The sequence below is a fragment of the Vicinamibacteria bacterium genome, assembly GCA_035570235.1.
Lineage (GTDB): Bacteria > Acidobacteriota > Vicinamibacteria > Fen-336 > Fen-336 > DATMML01.
The window spans coordinates 1-15,835 of record DATMML010000053.1 but is presented as its reverse complement, the minus strand read 5'-3'; the positions used below and the strand labels follow the sequence as shown (position 1 = coordinate 15,835).

The following is a 15,835-nucleotide window of genomic DNA, read 5'->3' as shown; positions in this document are numbered from 1 at the left end:
GTTGTTGGCCGGGTCTACTTCCGTGTGAGCGTCCTTGACGAAGACGCCGTTATCCCTGAGCTTGTGCCCCTGGTGTTCATCGGTCGTAATCTGGACGCGGATGAGCCGGGGCTGTACTTCCAAGACGTCGATTCGTATTTGACTGGCGAGCGATACGAAGGGGCGACTGGACGTCACCTACCGAAGCCGGCGAGGCGCCTCCGCCTCCAGGGCGCGGTCACAACTGCCGCTTGGACGTGATGGAAGAACACGAGTACAGCAACGTCTTCGAGTACGACAAAGCTCTTAACGAGCTCCTCGGCTGTTCGCTGCGGCGCCGGGGCTGGGACGGTCGCGTAAGACCTCTCAAGCTGAGGCCATGAACGTCTTGGCGGTTGCAGAAAGGCTGCATTATGCATGCCTCACACTTGGCCGGTGACAAGGGTCGCCCGTGTTTGGCACTCGCGATCACAGTTTCGTATTGGCGCGACCTCGAGGCAATCAGGATTTCTCCGAGGTTGTCGCCCACGGTCCGGCAGTGGTGGCTGTTGCACTTCTCGGAGGTGCCACACTGGTTGCGCGGATCGCGCGTGATCGCCTGCCCGCGATTGTCTTACACGCGTCCTTCAACTTACCGCTCGTCGTGGCTACCTATGCGAGTGCTGCCTAATGGCCTGCTCGAGCGGTTGGCAGCACGCAGCTCCGCACCGCCGGGTGGAAGGGATTGAGGGCGGGTCACGAGGGCGAGACTACCCCCCGAACCGGTCAGGCGAGGACCGGCGTCTCAGCGTCCGAGAAGTATGAGAATCCCGGCGCCAATGGCCGCCAGGGAGAGGAGCGGCGAAAGCGAGTGGAGAGAGGACAGGTAGGGCATCAACCCGACGGCAATCAAGTAGATCCCGAGCACGATCATCCCTAGTCTTCCCGCAGCTTTCATAGGTCGCCTCCCGGTCTGCCAGCTTGCCCCAGAACTGCCCCCGGAGGCAGTGGGCGCGAAAGGGCGGACCAACGGGTCCGCCCCGCATTCCTCGAATCCACGATGTGAGACTCCACCATTTGAGTGCACGGCGCCAACCACGAACAACTGCGTGCCTCGCGCCACTCAGCCGGTAAGAACCGCTACTTCTTCACGACCGTAGGTTGGTGGTTTCCTACCGGCGCTCTCGTTCGTGGTAGTGGTGCTCAGACTCACGTCCGTAATAGTGGCGCTCCGGCTCATGGTGGGCCCGGTACTCGTGAAGATAGCGGGGCTCCTCACTGTAGGTCCGCCACTCCCGTCCCTCCCGATAGTGCCAATGGCCCCCGTACCAGTACGCGGCGTGGCCCTGGAAGTATACGGGAGCGGCCGTGGCGATGAACGCGGCGGGCGGGAAGATCTGAATGTCAATGCCCGCTCTGGCCGGCGCGGCCCACATGCAAGACGCGACCACGACGCCCGTCAAGATCGGCGCAAAGCTTCGCTTCATCGGATCCTCACTTTCCGGAGGGGGCTAATTGGTAACTCGCGTGCTCCTTCAGGTGCCCGGCGAGCTTCGTGCGCTGCTCCGGCGTCAGCAGGGGAGTCACGCTCTCATAGAAGAGCGCCATTCGCGTCGCGCCGTGGCTCGCGAGGTGGCCATTCGCGTTCGACGTCACCGTCTTCGCATCGAACGAGTCCCCGGCGAACGCGGTGGCGAACGCGTGCACGTGCCCTTCCCCATTCTTGGGATCGAACTTGCCGTGGAGTCCGGCCATCGTGGTGCGGAGGGCGGCCGAGATCTTCTTGACCTGGTCGGGCGTGAGGCCCACCTCTTCCGCGAGCTGCGCGAGCCGGCCGCCCTTTTCCCGCCCGCCCGGCTCCGCCTCGTGATTGACCTGACGCCAGACCTCCCAGTGGGCCTCGACCTTCTCGACGAGGGCCGCGCGCTCGGTCGGGGACAAGATCGCGTGAAGCTTGTTTAGGGTGTCGAGACTGGCCTCGTGTACGGCGTCCGCGGCCGTGGTCAGCTTCGCGATGGCCGCATCCACCTTGGCCGTATCCACGGTGCCGGCGGCGACGCCGTCAGACAGCGTCAGCAGGAGGTTCTTTTCCGCCTCCCGCGCAGGCACCATCTGGGCGTGGAGGTCACTCTGGAGTTTCTCAATCTGGGGACGCTTGGCATCGTCCACGCCCAGGGTATCGAGGCTCATGGCGATGAACTTCGTGACCCCACCGTGATGGTGGTGACGGTGGTGTTCCTTGAGCTCGGCGATGGCTTGGTCATCCGCAGGGACCGCGCCAGCAGTTGCGACCCCGCCTGCTGTCGTTGGAGAAGGTGCCTGGGTGGCCCAGGCTCCGGCTGCGCTGAGTACAAGGCCGACGACGAGTGTAGGTCCCATCATTTTCAGGAATCTCATGTGTACTCCCATCAAGAGAGCTGTCGCACAGGCAGTTGAACCCCGGACTGCCTTTTCCTGGACTTGGTCAAAGCCCGCCGTGAAACACGGGCTGCCTCAGCTCTCGGGTCGCGCCCCGGCGAATGATCTGGTCGGGGCCGGGGCGGCCTCGACGGCCGCCGCGCGACGCGATGCTCCATTCGAACCTAGGCAGGAGAAGGGAGCTTGTCAAAGCCGGATCGGTCGGCCTGTGACGGGGCACACTGTGACCGCGGACACACCAGCAAGGGGCTACGTTGCATCATGGTATCCGGCCCAGGCGACCTCACTGAAGTAGCGTACAAGTACTGACCGTCGTAGCTCTTCAGGACGGATGGCGAAGAGGCGCCATTAAAGGCCCTCAGGTCACTCGCCAGCGGAGGTTGTAAGCTTGTGATGATCTGGCCGGCCGGGCGGGTCCCTCCCCAACTCCGAAGCATCACACGAAAGGTGGTCAGGAGAGGTCCAAGGAAGACCGCTCGGCCGAGCGGCCACAGGACGAAGTGTCAGCCAGGATCCTGAATCACCGTAGACGTATACTCGCGACGTGGCACACAGCGTATTGATCACCGGCGGCTCCAGCGGAATTGGCCGTGCCCTCGTAGAGCGGTTCGTGCGAGAGGACTTCGAGGTCTCGTTCACCTATCGAACCGGAGAAGCACGGGCACGAGATCTGATCGCTTCGCTGTCTGATCGGCGCGTGCAAGCCTTTCACTTCGATCAGGGCGAACGCAACAGCCACCAGGCGTTGCTCGCGGAGCTACCGCGCCATCCCGACATCGCGATCTTCAACGCCGGCCTCGGCAGCGCCACCGTTACCGCGTACGCTGCCGAAGCCCGGGCCGATGAGGACGAGGCCCTGATCCGAGTCAACGCGACCGGCGTGCTGTGGCTCGCACAGGCGGTCCTCCCCTCTATGCTCGACCGCGGCTTCGGCAAGCTCGTGTTCATCAGCTCGGTGCTCGGCGGGATCACGCAGTTCGCGGGCTTTCGCCTCGCCGATGGCATGGGCAAGGCGGCGGTGGCGTTCCTCGCCCGTCAGATGGCCGCCGAACTCGCCCATTCGCCGGTAGACGTCTTCGCGATCTGCCCGGGTGCGACGGAAACACCGATGCTCGAGGCCAGCACGCTCTCCGCGATGGCGCCCGACACGCGGCGAGCCTTTCTCGAGCGGCTACCGAAGCACCGGCTCGCTCAGCCCGCCGAGATCGCCGAGTTAGCTTGCTTCCTCTGCAGTCCGCAAGGCCGCATCCTTCACGGCGCTGTGCTCGATGCCTCGCTTGGCTTGGGAGTCCATCCCGGTCTCGTTACGGGATGAGGCTCAGGCTATGGGCGAATCCCTTTGTAAAGCCTCAAAGCCGCTCAGAAGAACCTCTAGGGCAGGTCCGGGGTACCAATGATAATCAGTTGTATCAATGGTTTGTGGCGGGTTGCAGGCAGCGTCTTAACTTTTGCTGTATCTAAGTCGTGCTCTCGGACGAAGAGGCGCGGCAGATCCTAGACCGAATGGCGGCCGCCGACCACGGGAGGCTCGTCCGGTGGGTGGGGGGAGCTTCTGGAGGACCAGCGGGAGCGGAGCGCTCTCCTGCAACGCCTGGCTCGGCAGCTGGCGTACACGCGGCCCTGGCCGGAGAAGCTCCCGTGCCCGCACCGTGGCGTCCCAGCGGTCCTCGTGAGGTCGGAGCTGCGGTGCTCCAAACCCGGTTCGGTCTGTGTCTCTAGAGAGCTTCTGGCCCTCACCCTGATGGCTTGACCTTGGCGGTATCTACGCCCGAGCTCTCGACAATGGATGCCCGCCGCACGATCGCTTGGGCCCGAGAGCCTGCGTCAGGCGCTGCATTCACCCTCCATGACCTCCATCTTGAACTCCGAGTCCTCACCCAGGTCCACGTAGTCGGCGGCGCGGACCTCCCCGGGGCTCAACGCCACTAGGTCGGCCAGGACGGCTCTTGCCCGCTCGAGGTCGACGCGCTGGAAGTACGCGTCCGCCGTCTCCCCTTTCGCGCGCTCGGCCTGGAATAGGGCGAGAAGCCGTTCCACCGCCTCCGGGGCCCGCCGAACCGGAATCTTGGCGGCCAAGCGGCCGAAGCGGGCCCCGCCATCGTCTACCCCTCCGCCCACCATGACGAAGTACTGCGGCACGACCCGGTCTCCGACCTTGCGGACGCTCCCTTGGAAGCCGATGCCGGCCACGTGGTGGCGGCCGCAGCCGTTCGGGCACCCGCTGATCTTGATCGGCAGGTCACCGGCGAGCGCCACCAGCTCGGGGCGCGCCCGCAAGTGGTCGCCAAGAAGGCGGCCCAGCCCGCGCGACTGCGTCACGGCCAGCCGGCAGGACTCGGCTCCCGGGCAGCTCGTCACGTCGGCAATGGTGTTGGCGTCGGGGAGGCCGAGACCCGCCACCGCCAGTTGGCGATAGAGGGACGACACCTCCTTCGCCCGCACCCAGCGCAGGAGCAGGTCCTGCTCACTCGTGACCCGCAGCGTCCCGTCGCCGTAGGCCAGGGCGAGGTCGCCCAGCACTCGCATCTGCTGCCCGGTGATGTCGCCCAGGGGAACGGTGGCGGTCACGAGGACGTAGCCGGGCTGTTTCTGCGGCCGCGTGTTCGTGCGGGCCCAATGGGTGAAGTCGCCATTCATGACCGGGAGGAACGGCCGCAGGCTCGGCGTGATGCCGGGCCCCTTGATCACGGAGGCCGCCACCCGGTCGGCGGTGCTGTCCAATGACGGGACGCCCGCTCGCTCTCCGGAGGGCGCCTCCTCGACGGGCGGCGCGTCTGGATCGAAGGGAAGCCGCGCGCCTCCCTCCCGACGAAATCCGGCCAGGGTCTCGTCGAACTCCTGCCGCCAGCGATCCCAGCCCAGCTCCCGAATCAGGAACTTCATGCGGTTCCGCTGCTTGTGCTTGAAGTCGCCCAGGCGATGAAAGACGCGAAGCAGGGCCTCGGCCACGTTCAGGACTTCGCCCGCGGGCAGGAAATCGAAGAGCACCGAGCCCGAGGTGCAGAGGATGGCGGTTCCTCCCCCCGCCGTGACCCGGAATCCGCGGCGCGGCAGGCCGTCCCTTATCTCGATGCGTGCCCGCCAGCCGATGTCGTGGATGGGGGTCAGGGCGTGGTCTTGGGCGCAGCCTTCCCAGGCGATCTTGAACTTGCGGGGGAGCGATGAGCTCAGGGGATGCCGGAGCAGATGACGAGTCATCGCCTCCGCATAGGGAGTGACGTCGAACGCTTCATAGGGGGCGACACCCGCGTAAGGACAAGCGGTGATGTTGCGGACGGAGTTCCCGCAGGCCTCGCGGGTCGTCAACCCTGCCGCCGCCAGCCGTCGCATGGCGGACTCGACGTCGTGCAGCTTCATGAAATGAAACTGGAGGTTCTGGCGAGTGGTGATGTGGCCGTAGCCGCGGGAGTAGGAATCGGCCACGTCGGCCAGGGCGTAAAGCTGCTCCGCGCTCAGAATTCCTTGGGGGATCTTCACCCGCAGCATCTGGGCGTCCGCGGTCTGCCGCTGGCCGTAGGTTCCGCGCACCAGGCGGAAGGCCCTCCATTGGTCCGGGGTCATTTCCCCCGCCTCGAACCGCTCGAGGGTAGCCACGAACTCTTCGATGTCGGCGCTGCTGGCAAAGGACAGTGAAGCGCGTCCCAAGGTCCGGGGATCGTCTATGGCTGCCATCTCACCCTCCCTGCCGTCGACCGCCGGCGGCCGCTGCGGGCCTCGCCACGTCCGGAGACGCAGCCAAGGCCGAGGCTACAGACACGGTTTCACCGACCACGAGGACCCCGGGGGCGTGCCGTCGATCGACGGGCAAGGAGACGCTTCCCAGCGACTCCAGGGCGCCGATCCAGGTGAAGGCCTGAGGCGTCGCGGCGGCGAGAACGATCGCGGCCGGCGTGCGGGGAGCCCAGCCGCGGCCCAGCAGGAACGCCGAGAGCGCGGCCCGGTTGGCCATGCCCATGAGGATGACCACGGTGAGGGATCCGGGCGGCAAGCTTTCGAGGATTGGCCGCCAGGCGGCCTCTTCGTGCCCGGACACCACCGCGAGCGCGGAGGAGAGTCCCCGGTGCGTGACGGGGATCCCGGCCAGAGCGGGGGCCGCCAGGGCGGAGCTGAGGCCGGGCACGACCTCGTAAGGGATGCCGGCGTCGGCCAGGGCCAGGGCCTCCTCGCCCCCTCGACCCAGCAGAAACGGGTCCCCGCCCTTGAGGCGTACCACCCGTCGCCCCCGGCGCGCGGCCCGGATCATCAAGCGATGGATCGTGTCCTGGTGGACGGCCGGACGGTGGGCTCGCTTTCCCACGAAGAAACGCTGGGCGTGGGGAGCGAGGGCCAGGATCTCGGGGGTCACGAGGGCGTCGTAGAGGATGAGCTCCGCCTGGGCCAGGCGGAGAGCGGCCCGGCGCGTCAACAGTTCGGGATCACCCGGGCCCGCTCCGACCAGGGAGACGAAGCCGCTCACGGCCTCAGCCCCGGCTGGGCGCCGGCGACGCGAGCGTTGCCCCCTTCGCCATAGAGCCGGTTGAGCGCCTCGAGCAGGAGGGGGCGCCGGCCCGCCATGGGAGTGTGCTTCGCCCGCCACTCACGCCGGAGGGTCCGCGCCTGCTCAAGCCAATCACCGACCTCCTCGGGGACGAGTTCTTCCAACCCCTGGCGCAGCAGGCCCGCCAAAGCGGGGGCCTCGCCCCCGGTGGAGATGGAGACGGTGACCCCCGCTCGGTGGAAGACCCCTCCCAGGTAGGCGCTGGCGCTCCCCGGGTCGTCCACGGCATTGACGAAGACCTGTCGCGCATCCGCCGCGTCGGCGACGCGCCGGTTCACCTCGGGGGTGGCGGCGGCGACCACGAGCCAGGCGCCCGTCAGGTCCTTCGGCCGGAAGCGCCGACGCAGCAGGCGGACCCCGGCTTCTTCGATCTCGGGACGGATCTCCGGGGCCACGACCGTGACCCGGGCGCTGGCCTTCTGCAGCCCGCGGAGCTTGGAGGCCGCCACCGTCCCGCCCCCGACCACCAGTACCTTTCGGCCCGCGAGGCGCAGGAAGACCGGAAAGACAGGGTCGCTCACGACGCCACCGCCTGCGGCACCGCCGCTTCCAGGAGGCCGCGCCCGTGGAGGGCGGCCAGGATCCGCTCGACACTCTCCTCCACCGACTCGTTGTCGCTGCGGACGACCAGGTCGGGGTCGACGGGCGGCTCGTAGGGATCGGAGATTCCCGTGAAATGGGAGATCTCTCCGGCCAGGGCCTTCTCGTAGAGCCCCTTCACGTCCCGCTGAATGAGGGCCGCGAGCTCAGCGTGGGCGAAGACCTCGACGAAGGGCACGTCCTCCGCGGCGGCGAGCCGGCGCACCTCCTCCCGTGTCTCGCGATAGGGCGAGATCGCGGCGGTGATTGCCACCACCCCGTTGCGGCCGAGGATGCGGGCTACGTAACCGATGCGGCGGATGTTGGTGTCGCGATCCTCCCTCGAAAAACCCAGGCCTTTGGATAGGTAGGTCCGGACCTCATCCCCGTCCAGGATCTCCACCGGCCGGCGCGAGCGCAGCCGATTCCGGAGAGCGGAGGCGAGTGTGCTCTTGCCGGATCCGGACAGGCCCGTAAACCAGAGGATGAATCCGCGGCCGAGGCCATTTCCCTTGTCCGCGTAGTGCGCGCGGAGGATCTCCGCCACCTCGGGACGGGTGAACTCGGGGGGCAGGGGACGCCCGCTTCGAAGCAGCTCTCGCACTTTCGTCCCCGACAGCTCAAGGCGCGAGGAGGCCTCGTGGGGGCAGGTCCGAAGCGAGGCGACGGTGTCGCACGCCTGGCAGAAAAACGTGGGCTCCAGCTTCAAGGGGCGGACGCCCAGCTCCACGGCATCGAAGCGGTCGAAGATTTCCTGCGACTCGAAGGGACCGTAGAACTTGCCCACCCCGGCATGGTCGCGGCCCACGATCAGGTCCGTGATGCCGTAGTTCTTCCGCACCAGGGCGTGGAAGAGCGCCTCCCGGGGGCCTGCGTAGCGCATGGCGGCGGGGAAGACGGCGAGGAGCGTCCGCTTCTTGGGGTAGTACTTCTCAACCAAGACCTCGTAGGCGCGGAAGCGGACGGCCGCGGGCACGTCGTCGTTCTTGGTCTCGCCGACCAGAGGGTGAATGACGAGGCCGTCCGTGAACTCCAGGGCGAGCTTAGTCAGGTGCTCGTGGGCGCGGTGGATGGGGTTGCGGGTCTGGAACCCCGCCACGCGGCGCCAGCCCCGCGCCAGGATCTCTTCCCGGAGCTGCCGGGGCGTGAGCCGGTGGGCGGCGAAAGGGAGGTCGGGGGGCAGCGGCAGCGCGTGGAGACGACCCGCGGCCAAGGAGCGTGGGCGCGCGAGGAGATAGGCCACGCCGGGATGGGCGGGGTCTTCGGTCCCGTAGACCATCCGTGCCTCGTGGTGGGGATCCCGCTCGAAGACCTCGCTGACCTCGAGGAGGCCCCAGAGCCGGCCCCTGCCGTCGCGGAGTGCGGCCTCGATCCCCGGCCGCAGGCGGGAGGCCACCTTGTCGTCCACGGCCAGGGTCAGAGGCAGCGGCCACACCGTGCCGTCGGCGAGCCGCATCCGCTCGAGCACGCTCGTGTAGTCGGCCGATCCCAGGAAGCCCTCGAGGGGGCTGGCCGCCCCGGTGGCGATCAGCTCGAGGTCGGCCAGTTCCCGCGCGTCGAGGGTTAGGGCCGGAAGGGCCTGGGCCCGCTCCCCTAGGGCCCATTCTTCAGAAGGGGGGACGAACCGGTCGACGAGGGCGCCGCCGTGCGGCGCAACGAGTGGGGACATCTTTGCACTCTCCCGTTCGGGTTTCGGGTTAACGACGAGTTTCCGGGGGGCGACGTGAAGCCCGCATTCCGTCTTCCCGCGACCCCGCCAGCGGCCGGCCCGCGGATCCTCCCCGGCAAGGGCCGGGGTGGTGCAGGGCACGCAACCGATGCTCGGGTAGCCCCGCTCGTGGAGCGGGTTCACGGGAACGTTGTGCTCCCGGATGTACGCCCGGACGTCGGCGGCGCTCCAGGCTGCGAGCGGGTTGACCTTGGCCAAGCCGAACCGCTCGTCCCACTCCAGGACGCGAGCGGAGGATCGTCCTGGCGTCTGGTCCCTGCGGATCGCGCTCACCCAGGCCCGGGAGCCGGCCAGGGCCGCTCGCAGGGGTGCGACCTTGCGCAGCTCGCAGCAGCGGTCAGGGTCGCGCTCCCAGAGGCGGTCGCCGAACTGCCGGGCCTGCTCCTCGACGGTCTGGGCTGGTTTCACAGCGCGGATGGTGACGCCGTATCGGTCCTCGAGCTGTCGCCAGAGCGCTTGGGTCTCGGGAAAAAGGAGGCCGGTGTCGAGGGTTAGAAGATTGACCGGAAGTCGGTTTCCTCCAATCAGATGGATGAGAACGCAGCCTTCGGGACCGAAGCCGGTGGTAAAGGTGACGGGGGCGAGGTTTTCGACCGCCCAGGCGAGAATCTCGGCCGGTGGACGCCCTTCTAGTGCCTGGGCGTGGGTCTCCAGCGACGCGCCGTTCACGGCCACGGACCCAACCGTCTCGGTTCCCAATTCACGCCTCTTTCCGGCCTCACGGTCGAGGCAAAAACAAAACGGCCCGGGGCTTTTCGCCACCGGGCCGTCTGGTCGTTCGCGCTGTCGGGCTTTTTAGGGTGTCAATGTGATGAGCGCAGGGCGACCGTGGCCGGGGGCGACCCGGGCCCGACAACAACACGCGCCGCGCATGCTCTTCACCACCTCAAGAGATAGTCCAAGACCAGCCAAATGTCAAGGAGGTAGCGGAGAGAACCGGTTTCAACCGACTGCCTAACTCTTCGCGAGCGCCTTCGGCGCGAAGGCTCAAGGACTCTGGACTGCGGCCGCTTCCAGCCAACTGTTGCCGTTGGCGGGATGGACGGGGCACCTCTCCAGCCATTTCCGCGCCTTCTTTGCGAGCAGGGCCCATTCGGTTTCCGCGTCATCCGCGTTGCTCTCCAGCCAGAGCAGGGCCAGCGCGGTTCCGAGGGCGCGGCGGTGGTCAGGGTCCCTCTGGCCACGCAGCTTCTTCTCGAGCTCGTGCAGCGGCACGCCAAGCACCTTAGCAAGCTCGTCGGTGAGGTCCCAGGCTCCGTCCGCGCGCTGTAAGGTCACGAGCCGATCGAGCGCGCGCGAGGATGTGGGACGAAGCGTGGCCGCTTCGTCTCCCGAGACCCCTCTGCCCTCGCGCCAGAGCGCGAACAGCTTCGACAGGAAGCCGCTCTTGCGCGTGGGCGCCGGCGCCCGGCTCAAGAGGACCGTACCAGGACGCGCGCGAGCGTTCATTCGTGGCGCCGACCCAAAGTACACCGTCGCACCCTCCTCGGCACCCGTGATCGAGGCCGACCCTATCATGGCCGACCCTCGCATGATCGACGCCCGGTCGACACCTCCCCAGCCCGAGGTGAGCGCGATCGGTATCCGCCGGAGCTGCGCCTCGCCCGCCACCGGCGTATCACGTTTCTCGATGGCTACGAAGGAGGTGTGGGCGGAGCACAGTTCGTACTCCGTTCCCAGCCGGACCATCTCGGTCTTGACGCCGTTCGTTTGGCCCCGCTCTTGGAGCGAGCCATGGCGGTCGTGGAGCGGACTCGATCCCTCCTCGAGGTCCCGAATCATCGTGCGCGCGGCCAGGGTGGCGATCAGCGTGCCGGCGCTGCCCGGCCCGGTCAGAGGGACCCTAAACGAGACGGGGCCGCTCGGTCCACGCGCAGACAGCGTGACCTCGCGGGGTGTACCGTCCTCGACCAGTCCGTAAACGAGCACGCGGCCGCCCGCGAAGACAGGAGGGACATGGAAGGGCGCCTGCTTTACCCGCAGGCCGCCCCAGTCGAGCTTCACCTCGGTCAAGGCGGGGGCCAGCGCCTTGCTGAGCTGTCGCAGCACCTTGCCCTCGATCCGCTCGCCGGGCGCTATGAACTCGGCGGCGCCGCTACCCGCGTGCACGAGGCCGCGGACGAGGTGATGGGAGGCGCCAGCGCCGATGCCGAACGCAAACACCCGCGTGGTGTCCGAGTGCTTGCGCACGAGTTTGATGACGGCGCCGGTGTTGGTGACCTGGCCGTCCGTGAGCACGAACACCTGCCGGGGAACGCCTGGCAGAGGGGGCTTTTGCAAGATCGCTTCTAAGGAGGCCAGGATCTCGGTCCCGCCCATGCTGGCCTCCATGTTGTCGACGTGCTTGCTCGCCTCCTTTAGGCTCCGTTCGTCATAAGCCCGGCTCTCGGGGAAGAGCATCTCAAAAGTGCTGCCGAATCCCACGATATTGAACCGTGTCCCCTCGGTCAGGCTGCGCAGGCAGAGCTGGAGGGCATTGCGTGCCTCCGCGATCGAGGTTCCCTGCATCGAGCCGGACCGGTCCACGAGCAGGATGAGCTCGCAGGGCGACTCCTCGGCGTTGAAGCGCGGCTGGAAGACGACAAGCGCCGCCCGCCGGCCGCGAGGGTCCGTCTCGAGCCAGGCGCGGGGGACATGCGCCTCGGCCAGCTTGACCTTGAGCACGAAGTCGCGGTCCAGAGCCGTCTCGCGCCCGCCCAGCTTGACCATCGCCTTCGACCCGTCCAGCTCAACGCGGACGGGGTGTGAGGGTGACTCGACGGCGCGGATGGGCGATGGCATCTCGATCCTCACCGTAACGTCGAGGCCGTAGGGGACCTGCCAGTCCCGGGGCGGGTTGAGGGCTTCTGACGGGGGCTGTCCTACGCCCTTGGAGTCCTCCGCGGGCGCGTAGCGCGGAGATACCGTCGTCGGAAGGGCGAAACGGAGATCGTCGCCTTCCAGGGAGAGTTCCGCCACATAGGTGATGCGGACGAGCACCTCCTTGCCCGGGGGCAGGTTACCGATGCTTGCGGTGAAGACGTCCGCCCGCTCTTGGTCAAGCAGATAGGCCCCATGGCCGGCGGTCAACGCTTCGTCATACTCCTCGAACGCCTTCTCCCGCTCTCGGACCTGGCCAACCACGTGGACGCCGTCGATGATGGCCTCGAAGCCGGAGACGGCGGCGCCCTCCTCTACTGGGAACACGTAGACCGCTTCGATGGGCTGGCTCTGGGCATTGCGGTAACGCTGGGTCATGACTACCCGCGACGCGAAGTCCCTGACCTCCGCCTCCACGTTGACACCAAGCAGCGGAACGGGCTGGCCGGCCGCGAGAAGGCCGGCCCGGGGCGGCGCCGGACGCGCCTCAGTCGTTGCCATCAACGTCCTCCTTCCGGCGGAAGTGCCGCCGGCACCACTCAGACAGCTCCCCGAGCTTCGAAGGCGGCGGCAGCCGGACGTCGCCCGCGACGTGCAGCTCCACGCCGGGGAGGAGCGTGAGCCGCGTCCACGACGCTCGAGAGATCCGGGACAGGTCCGAGGCCTCTTCCGCTGAGTTCGGCTCCAGGACCCGCCGCCGGATTTCCGCAAGAGGCAGTCCCTCCTCTTGAAGGGACTTGACGAAGAGGAGGCGCTCCAAGTGCACCGGGCCGTAGTGTCGTCCGCGGCCCACGCCAAGCGGCGGCGGAAGCAGCCGCTCCTGCACGTAGTAGCGGATGGTGCGGCGCGTCACTCCTCCGAGCTCGGCCAGGTTCTCGATCCCGAAGCGCTCGTCCATCTCGTCCGAATATAGACAGTCACTGTCACATTGTCAAGTGTCATTTTATGGGGCCGGTCCCTCGAGAAAGGATGCCCGAACCAGTTCTGACCCAGCTCGCGAGTCCCCCGGAACGCCGCACCTTCTGAAGTACTTGGCGTGGCTAGGCTTAGATGGGAAGCACCGGCGTCGGCTCGTGGTCCCGTGGCACTCTGACTCGCCCACATGACGGGCGCTACGGCCAGGAGGGCCGGACGTTAAGCACGTGGAGCGTCGAGACCCCCGCCGACGTTTGGGGGACGCCGCGGGAAGCGTGAACGGCACGTCGAGGACGCCGACTCCGATGGGTGATGGAGCATTTCGAGTGAGGCTACTGCGACCTACCGAGATCGAGCTGGAGAGCTCGTCACGTTGAAGTTCAGGCGGGAGGCTCCATTTCGGTGAGCCGAATGAGATCGCTGAGCCCTACCTTGCGGATCGAAGCAAGACGAGGGCGAACAATTGCCCCTCGTCGGTGTACCACTGCTCGGGCGTGAGGCCCGTTCCCGGGAGCATGGCCTCGAAAGACGGGCGTGTGTACTTGCAGCTGATCTCGGTGCGGATCTCGTCGCCCGGCTCATAGTGGAGCTGCAGGCCGGCTTTCTTGATGCGAACGTCGAGGGCCCGGCGGGCCCTCAGCCGCATCTCGACCAAAGCCCGTTCCGGGTCGTAGAACGCCACGTGGTCGAAGGCCGCGGGATCGAAATCGCCGTCGAGCTTCTGATTGACCACGCGCAAGATGTTCCGGTTGAACTCGGCGGTGACGCCGGCGGCGTCGTTATACGCGGCGTTCAGGCGCGCCTCGTCCTTCACCAGGTCGACGCCCACGAGGAACGCATCCCCTGGCCCGAGACACCGGGCTAGACGCCCCAAGAATGGCGGGACCTCGGAGGGGTGGAGGTTGCCGATGGTCCCCGCGAAGAACACGGCGAGGCGACTCTTTCCAGGGCCGAGAAGGTCCAGGTCCGCGGAGCCGAAATCGCCCACTATCCCCGTAACCGCGAGAGCTGGGTACTCACCGAGGAGCCGAGCGCCCGCCTGTTCGAGGCAAGTCTCGTTCACGTCGAACAGGACCAGGCGGCCGCCGTCGGCCACCCCCGGTGCCGCGTCGACGAGCAGGCGGATCTTCCGTCCCAGGCCCGCGCCCAGCTCTACCAATTCCCGGGGCTGCGTGCGGCGGATGACGTCGGCGGCGATCCTCTCCAGGATCCGCTCCTCGGTCCGGGTCTGGTAGTACTCGGGCACCCGCGTGATGTCGTCGAACAGCTCGCTTCCCCGGTCGTCATAAAAGTACTTGCAGGGGAGCGAGGGGAGGGGCTCCAAGAGCCCGGCCCGGATCTCCTCGGCCATCTGGGATGCCGGGTCGGCTCGTGGCCGCGCGCGCACGATGCTTGGTCTTCTCGTCGACACCCGCGGGAGCCTAGCACATACCTGGAGTATCGAGTCGCGAGAGGTCGCGGAGGAGGCGTCTCCAGCTGTCGCGCTCCCGTGCGGGCGAGACCAGGGAAGAAAGAGACCGCACGCGCCGGCGAAGGTCGGCGAGGAAAGAAGGCTTGTCCTCGGCGCGGGCCAAAAGGGTGGCCAAACCCTCCGCATCGCCCACTTCGAAATAGCCGGGATAGTCGGATCCGAGGATTCCCGTGGAGCCTGGGATGCGCGAGCTAAGGACCGGGACCGCGCAGGCGACGGCCTCGGATATGACGTTGGCGCCTCCTTCCGCCTGGCTTGTGAGCACAAGGGCGCGCACTCTAGCGAGGAGGCGAAGGGCTCGCCAGCGGGGGAGTGGGCCGAGCCACTGGTAACGCGGGTTGGTTTCTTCCTCGTGGCGCGCGGCCCCCGCAACTTCCGGGGTAAGGGCGGCCCCGACTTGGAGGACGCGGAGGCGGGAGGAGGCCGGGCGCAGGCGCGCCGCCGCCGCCGCCCGAAGCGGGTCCTTGACCGGCCGCAGGTGACCGAGGACGAGCACCTCGAAAACGTCTCTTCGGGGGGGAAAGCGTCCCCGCGGCCGCGTGGCGGATTGGTAGATGGTCCACGCCTTGGCCCGCTCCGGGAGAGCCAGCTCCTCGAGGCCGGTCGGCTGGAGCAGGAGCAGCCGATCGGCGAGCTCCAGCGACCGCTGCGCCTCGGGCGACGTGCGGATATCCCCGTAGAGATCGGTGCCCGTCAGGGCCACCACCACCGGCTTGCCGGGCCGCTCTCGTCGGAAGCGCTCGAGGCTCGCAAAGCTCTTGCGCGCGTGCAGGGCCACGAGCATGTCCGAGGGATGTCCGTCGTATTCCGGCCGGACCGTGACCCGATGCCCGAGGTCGCGCAGCAGGCGCGCCCAGCGCTGAGCCGTCACCCGATTCCCCGTATCCAAGCCCTCTCGGGCCGGCGACACGACGGCGATCCTCACTCGAGGGCGCAGGTCCTGAAGCCGGCCCAGACGTCACGCCGGTCGGGTGGGTAGAAGTTGCGCCAGGAGTTTCGCAGAAGCCGACCGCGGGTCGCCCAGCACCCGCCCCGTAGAACCTTGTGGGTGTGGAACCAGGGTTCCGAGTACTCCCGGTAGGCATCGGGCACGAAGCCGGGGTAGGGACCAAAGGCGGTGTCCGTCCACTCCCACACGTTGCCGATCATCTGCCGGCAACCGGTCGGGGCGTCTCCTTCGGAGCAGGCGGCCACATCCGCGCAGCCCAAGATCCGCGCGTCGAGCTGGGCCTGCTCCGGGGCCGGCGGTGTGTCGCCCCAGGGGAAGCGGCGCTTAGTGCCCGTGGCGGGATCGAGAGCCGCCGCCGCCTCCCACTCCGCCTCCGTCGGCAAGCGGCGCCGCGCCCAGCGGCAGTAGGCCATGGCTTCG

The 15,835-nt window shown here is 67.6% G+C and carries 13 protein-coding genes; 1 reads left to right on the top strand and 12 read right to left on the bottom strand.

Translation table 11 applies throughout. The features are described from left to right. Positions 1 to 763: 763 nt before the first annotated feature. From VN461_10245 to VN461_10235, 3 genes are all read right to left on the bottom strand, one after another. Positions 764 to 916 (bottom strand): hypothetical protein, encoded by a 153-nt coding sequence (locus VN461_10245; GenBank protein ID HXB55153.1) that lies wholly within the window; start codon positions 914 to 916, stop codon positions 764 to 766. A 214-nt stretch (positions 917 to 1,130) separates the two neighbouring features. Beyond that, complete coding sequence (locus VN461_10240) at positions 1,131 to 1,445, bottom strand: hypothetical protein (protein HXB55152.1); 315 nt, start codon at positions 1,443 to 1,445, stop codon at positions 1,131 to 1,133. A gap of 7 nt (positions 1,446 to 1,452) precedes the next feature. Continuing rightward, positions 1,453 to 2,148 (bottom strand): hypothetical protein, encoded by a 696-nt coding sequence (locus VN461_10235; protein HXB55151.1) that lies wholly within the window; start codon positions 2,146 to 2,148, stop codon positions 1,453 to 1,455. A 772-nt stretch (positions 2,149 to 2,920) separates the two neighbouring features. On the opposite strand from VN461_10235, the gene VN461_10230 reads away from it, so the two are divergent. Beyond that, positions 2,921 to 3,691: an SDR family oxidoreductase gene (locus tag VN461_10230; protein HXB55150.1), complete on the top strand. Its 771-nt coding sequence runs from the start codon at positions 2,921 to 2,923 to the stop codon at positions 3,689 to 3,691. A 509-nt stretch (positions 3,692 to 4,200) separates the two neighbouring features. Here VN461_10230 and VN461_10225 read toward each other — a convergent pair. From VN461_10225 to VN461_10185, 9 genes are all read right to left on the bottom strand, one after another. Then, entirely contained in the window at positions 4,201 to 6,048 is a 1,848-nt protein-coding gene (locus VN461_10225; GenBank protein HXB55149.1) for a nitrite/sulfite reductase, read from the bottom strand. Between the two features lies 1 nt (position 6,049). Further along, positions 6,050 to 6,832, bottom strand: coding sequence for a uroporphyrinogen-III C-methyltransferase (gene cobA / locus VN461_10220; GenBank protein HXB55148.1), 783 nt, complete (start codon positions 6,830 to 6,832; stop codon positions 6,050 to 6,052). Continuing rightward, positions 6,829 to 7,434, bottom strand: a complete 606-nt coding sequence (locus tag VN461_10215) for a bifunctional precorrin-2 dehydrogenase/sirohydrochlorin ferrochelatase (GenBank protein HXB55147.1) — start codon at positions 7,432 to 7,434, stop codon at positions 6,829 to 6,831. Before VN461_10215 ends, cobA begins: the two co-directional genes overlap by 4 nt. Beyond that, positions 7,431 to 9,920 carry a sulfate adenylyltransferase gene (sat, locus tag VN461_10210; protein HXB55146.1) on the bottom strand — a complete coding sequence of 830 codons (2,490 nt, stop codon included), beginning with the start codon at positions 9,918 to 9,920 and terminating at the stop codon, positions 7,431 to 7,433. The genes VN461_10215 and sat overlap by 4 nt, the downstream gene beginning before the upstream one ends. A 288-nt stretch (positions 9,921 to 10,208) precedes the next feature. Continuing rightward, on the bottom strand, positions 10,209 to 12,581 hold the full coding sequence (locus tag VN461_10205; GenBank protein HXB55145.1) for a VIT domain-containing protein: 2,373 nt from the start codon (positions 12,579 to 12,581) through the stop codon (positions 10,209 to 10,211). After that, the gene (locus tag VN461_10200; protein HXB55144.1) at positions 12,568 to 12,978 is read right to left on the bottom strand and encodes a MerR family transcriptional regulator; all 411 of its coding nucleotides are present in this window, start codon (positions 12,976 to 12,978) and stop codon (positions 12,568 to 12,570) included. The genes VN461_10205 and VN461_10200 overlap by 14 nt, the downstream gene beginning before the upstream one ends. 444 nt (positions 12,979 to 13,422) lie before the next feature. Next, on the bottom strand, positions 13,423 to 14,382 hold the full coding sequence (gene egtD, locus VN461_10195) for an L-histidine N(alpha)-methyltransferase (protein ID HXB55143.1): 960 nt from the start codon (positions 14,380 to 14,382) through the stop codon (positions 13,423 to 13,425). A gap of 34 nt (positions 14,383 to 14,416) precedes the next feature. Continuing rightward, positions 14,417 to 15,376, bottom strand: coding sequence for a selenoneine biosynthesis selenosugar synthase SenB (gene senB / locus VN461_10190; protein HXB55142.1), 960 nt, complete (start codon positions 15,374 to 15,376; stop codon positions 14,417 to 14,419). A gap of 11 nt (positions 15,377 to 15,387) precedes the next feature. Further along, on the bottom strand, positions 15,388 to 15,835 hold a 448-nt coding region (locus VN461_10185), incomplete at its 5' end, for an SUMF1/EgtB/PvdO family nonheme iron enzyme (GenBank protein HXB55141.1).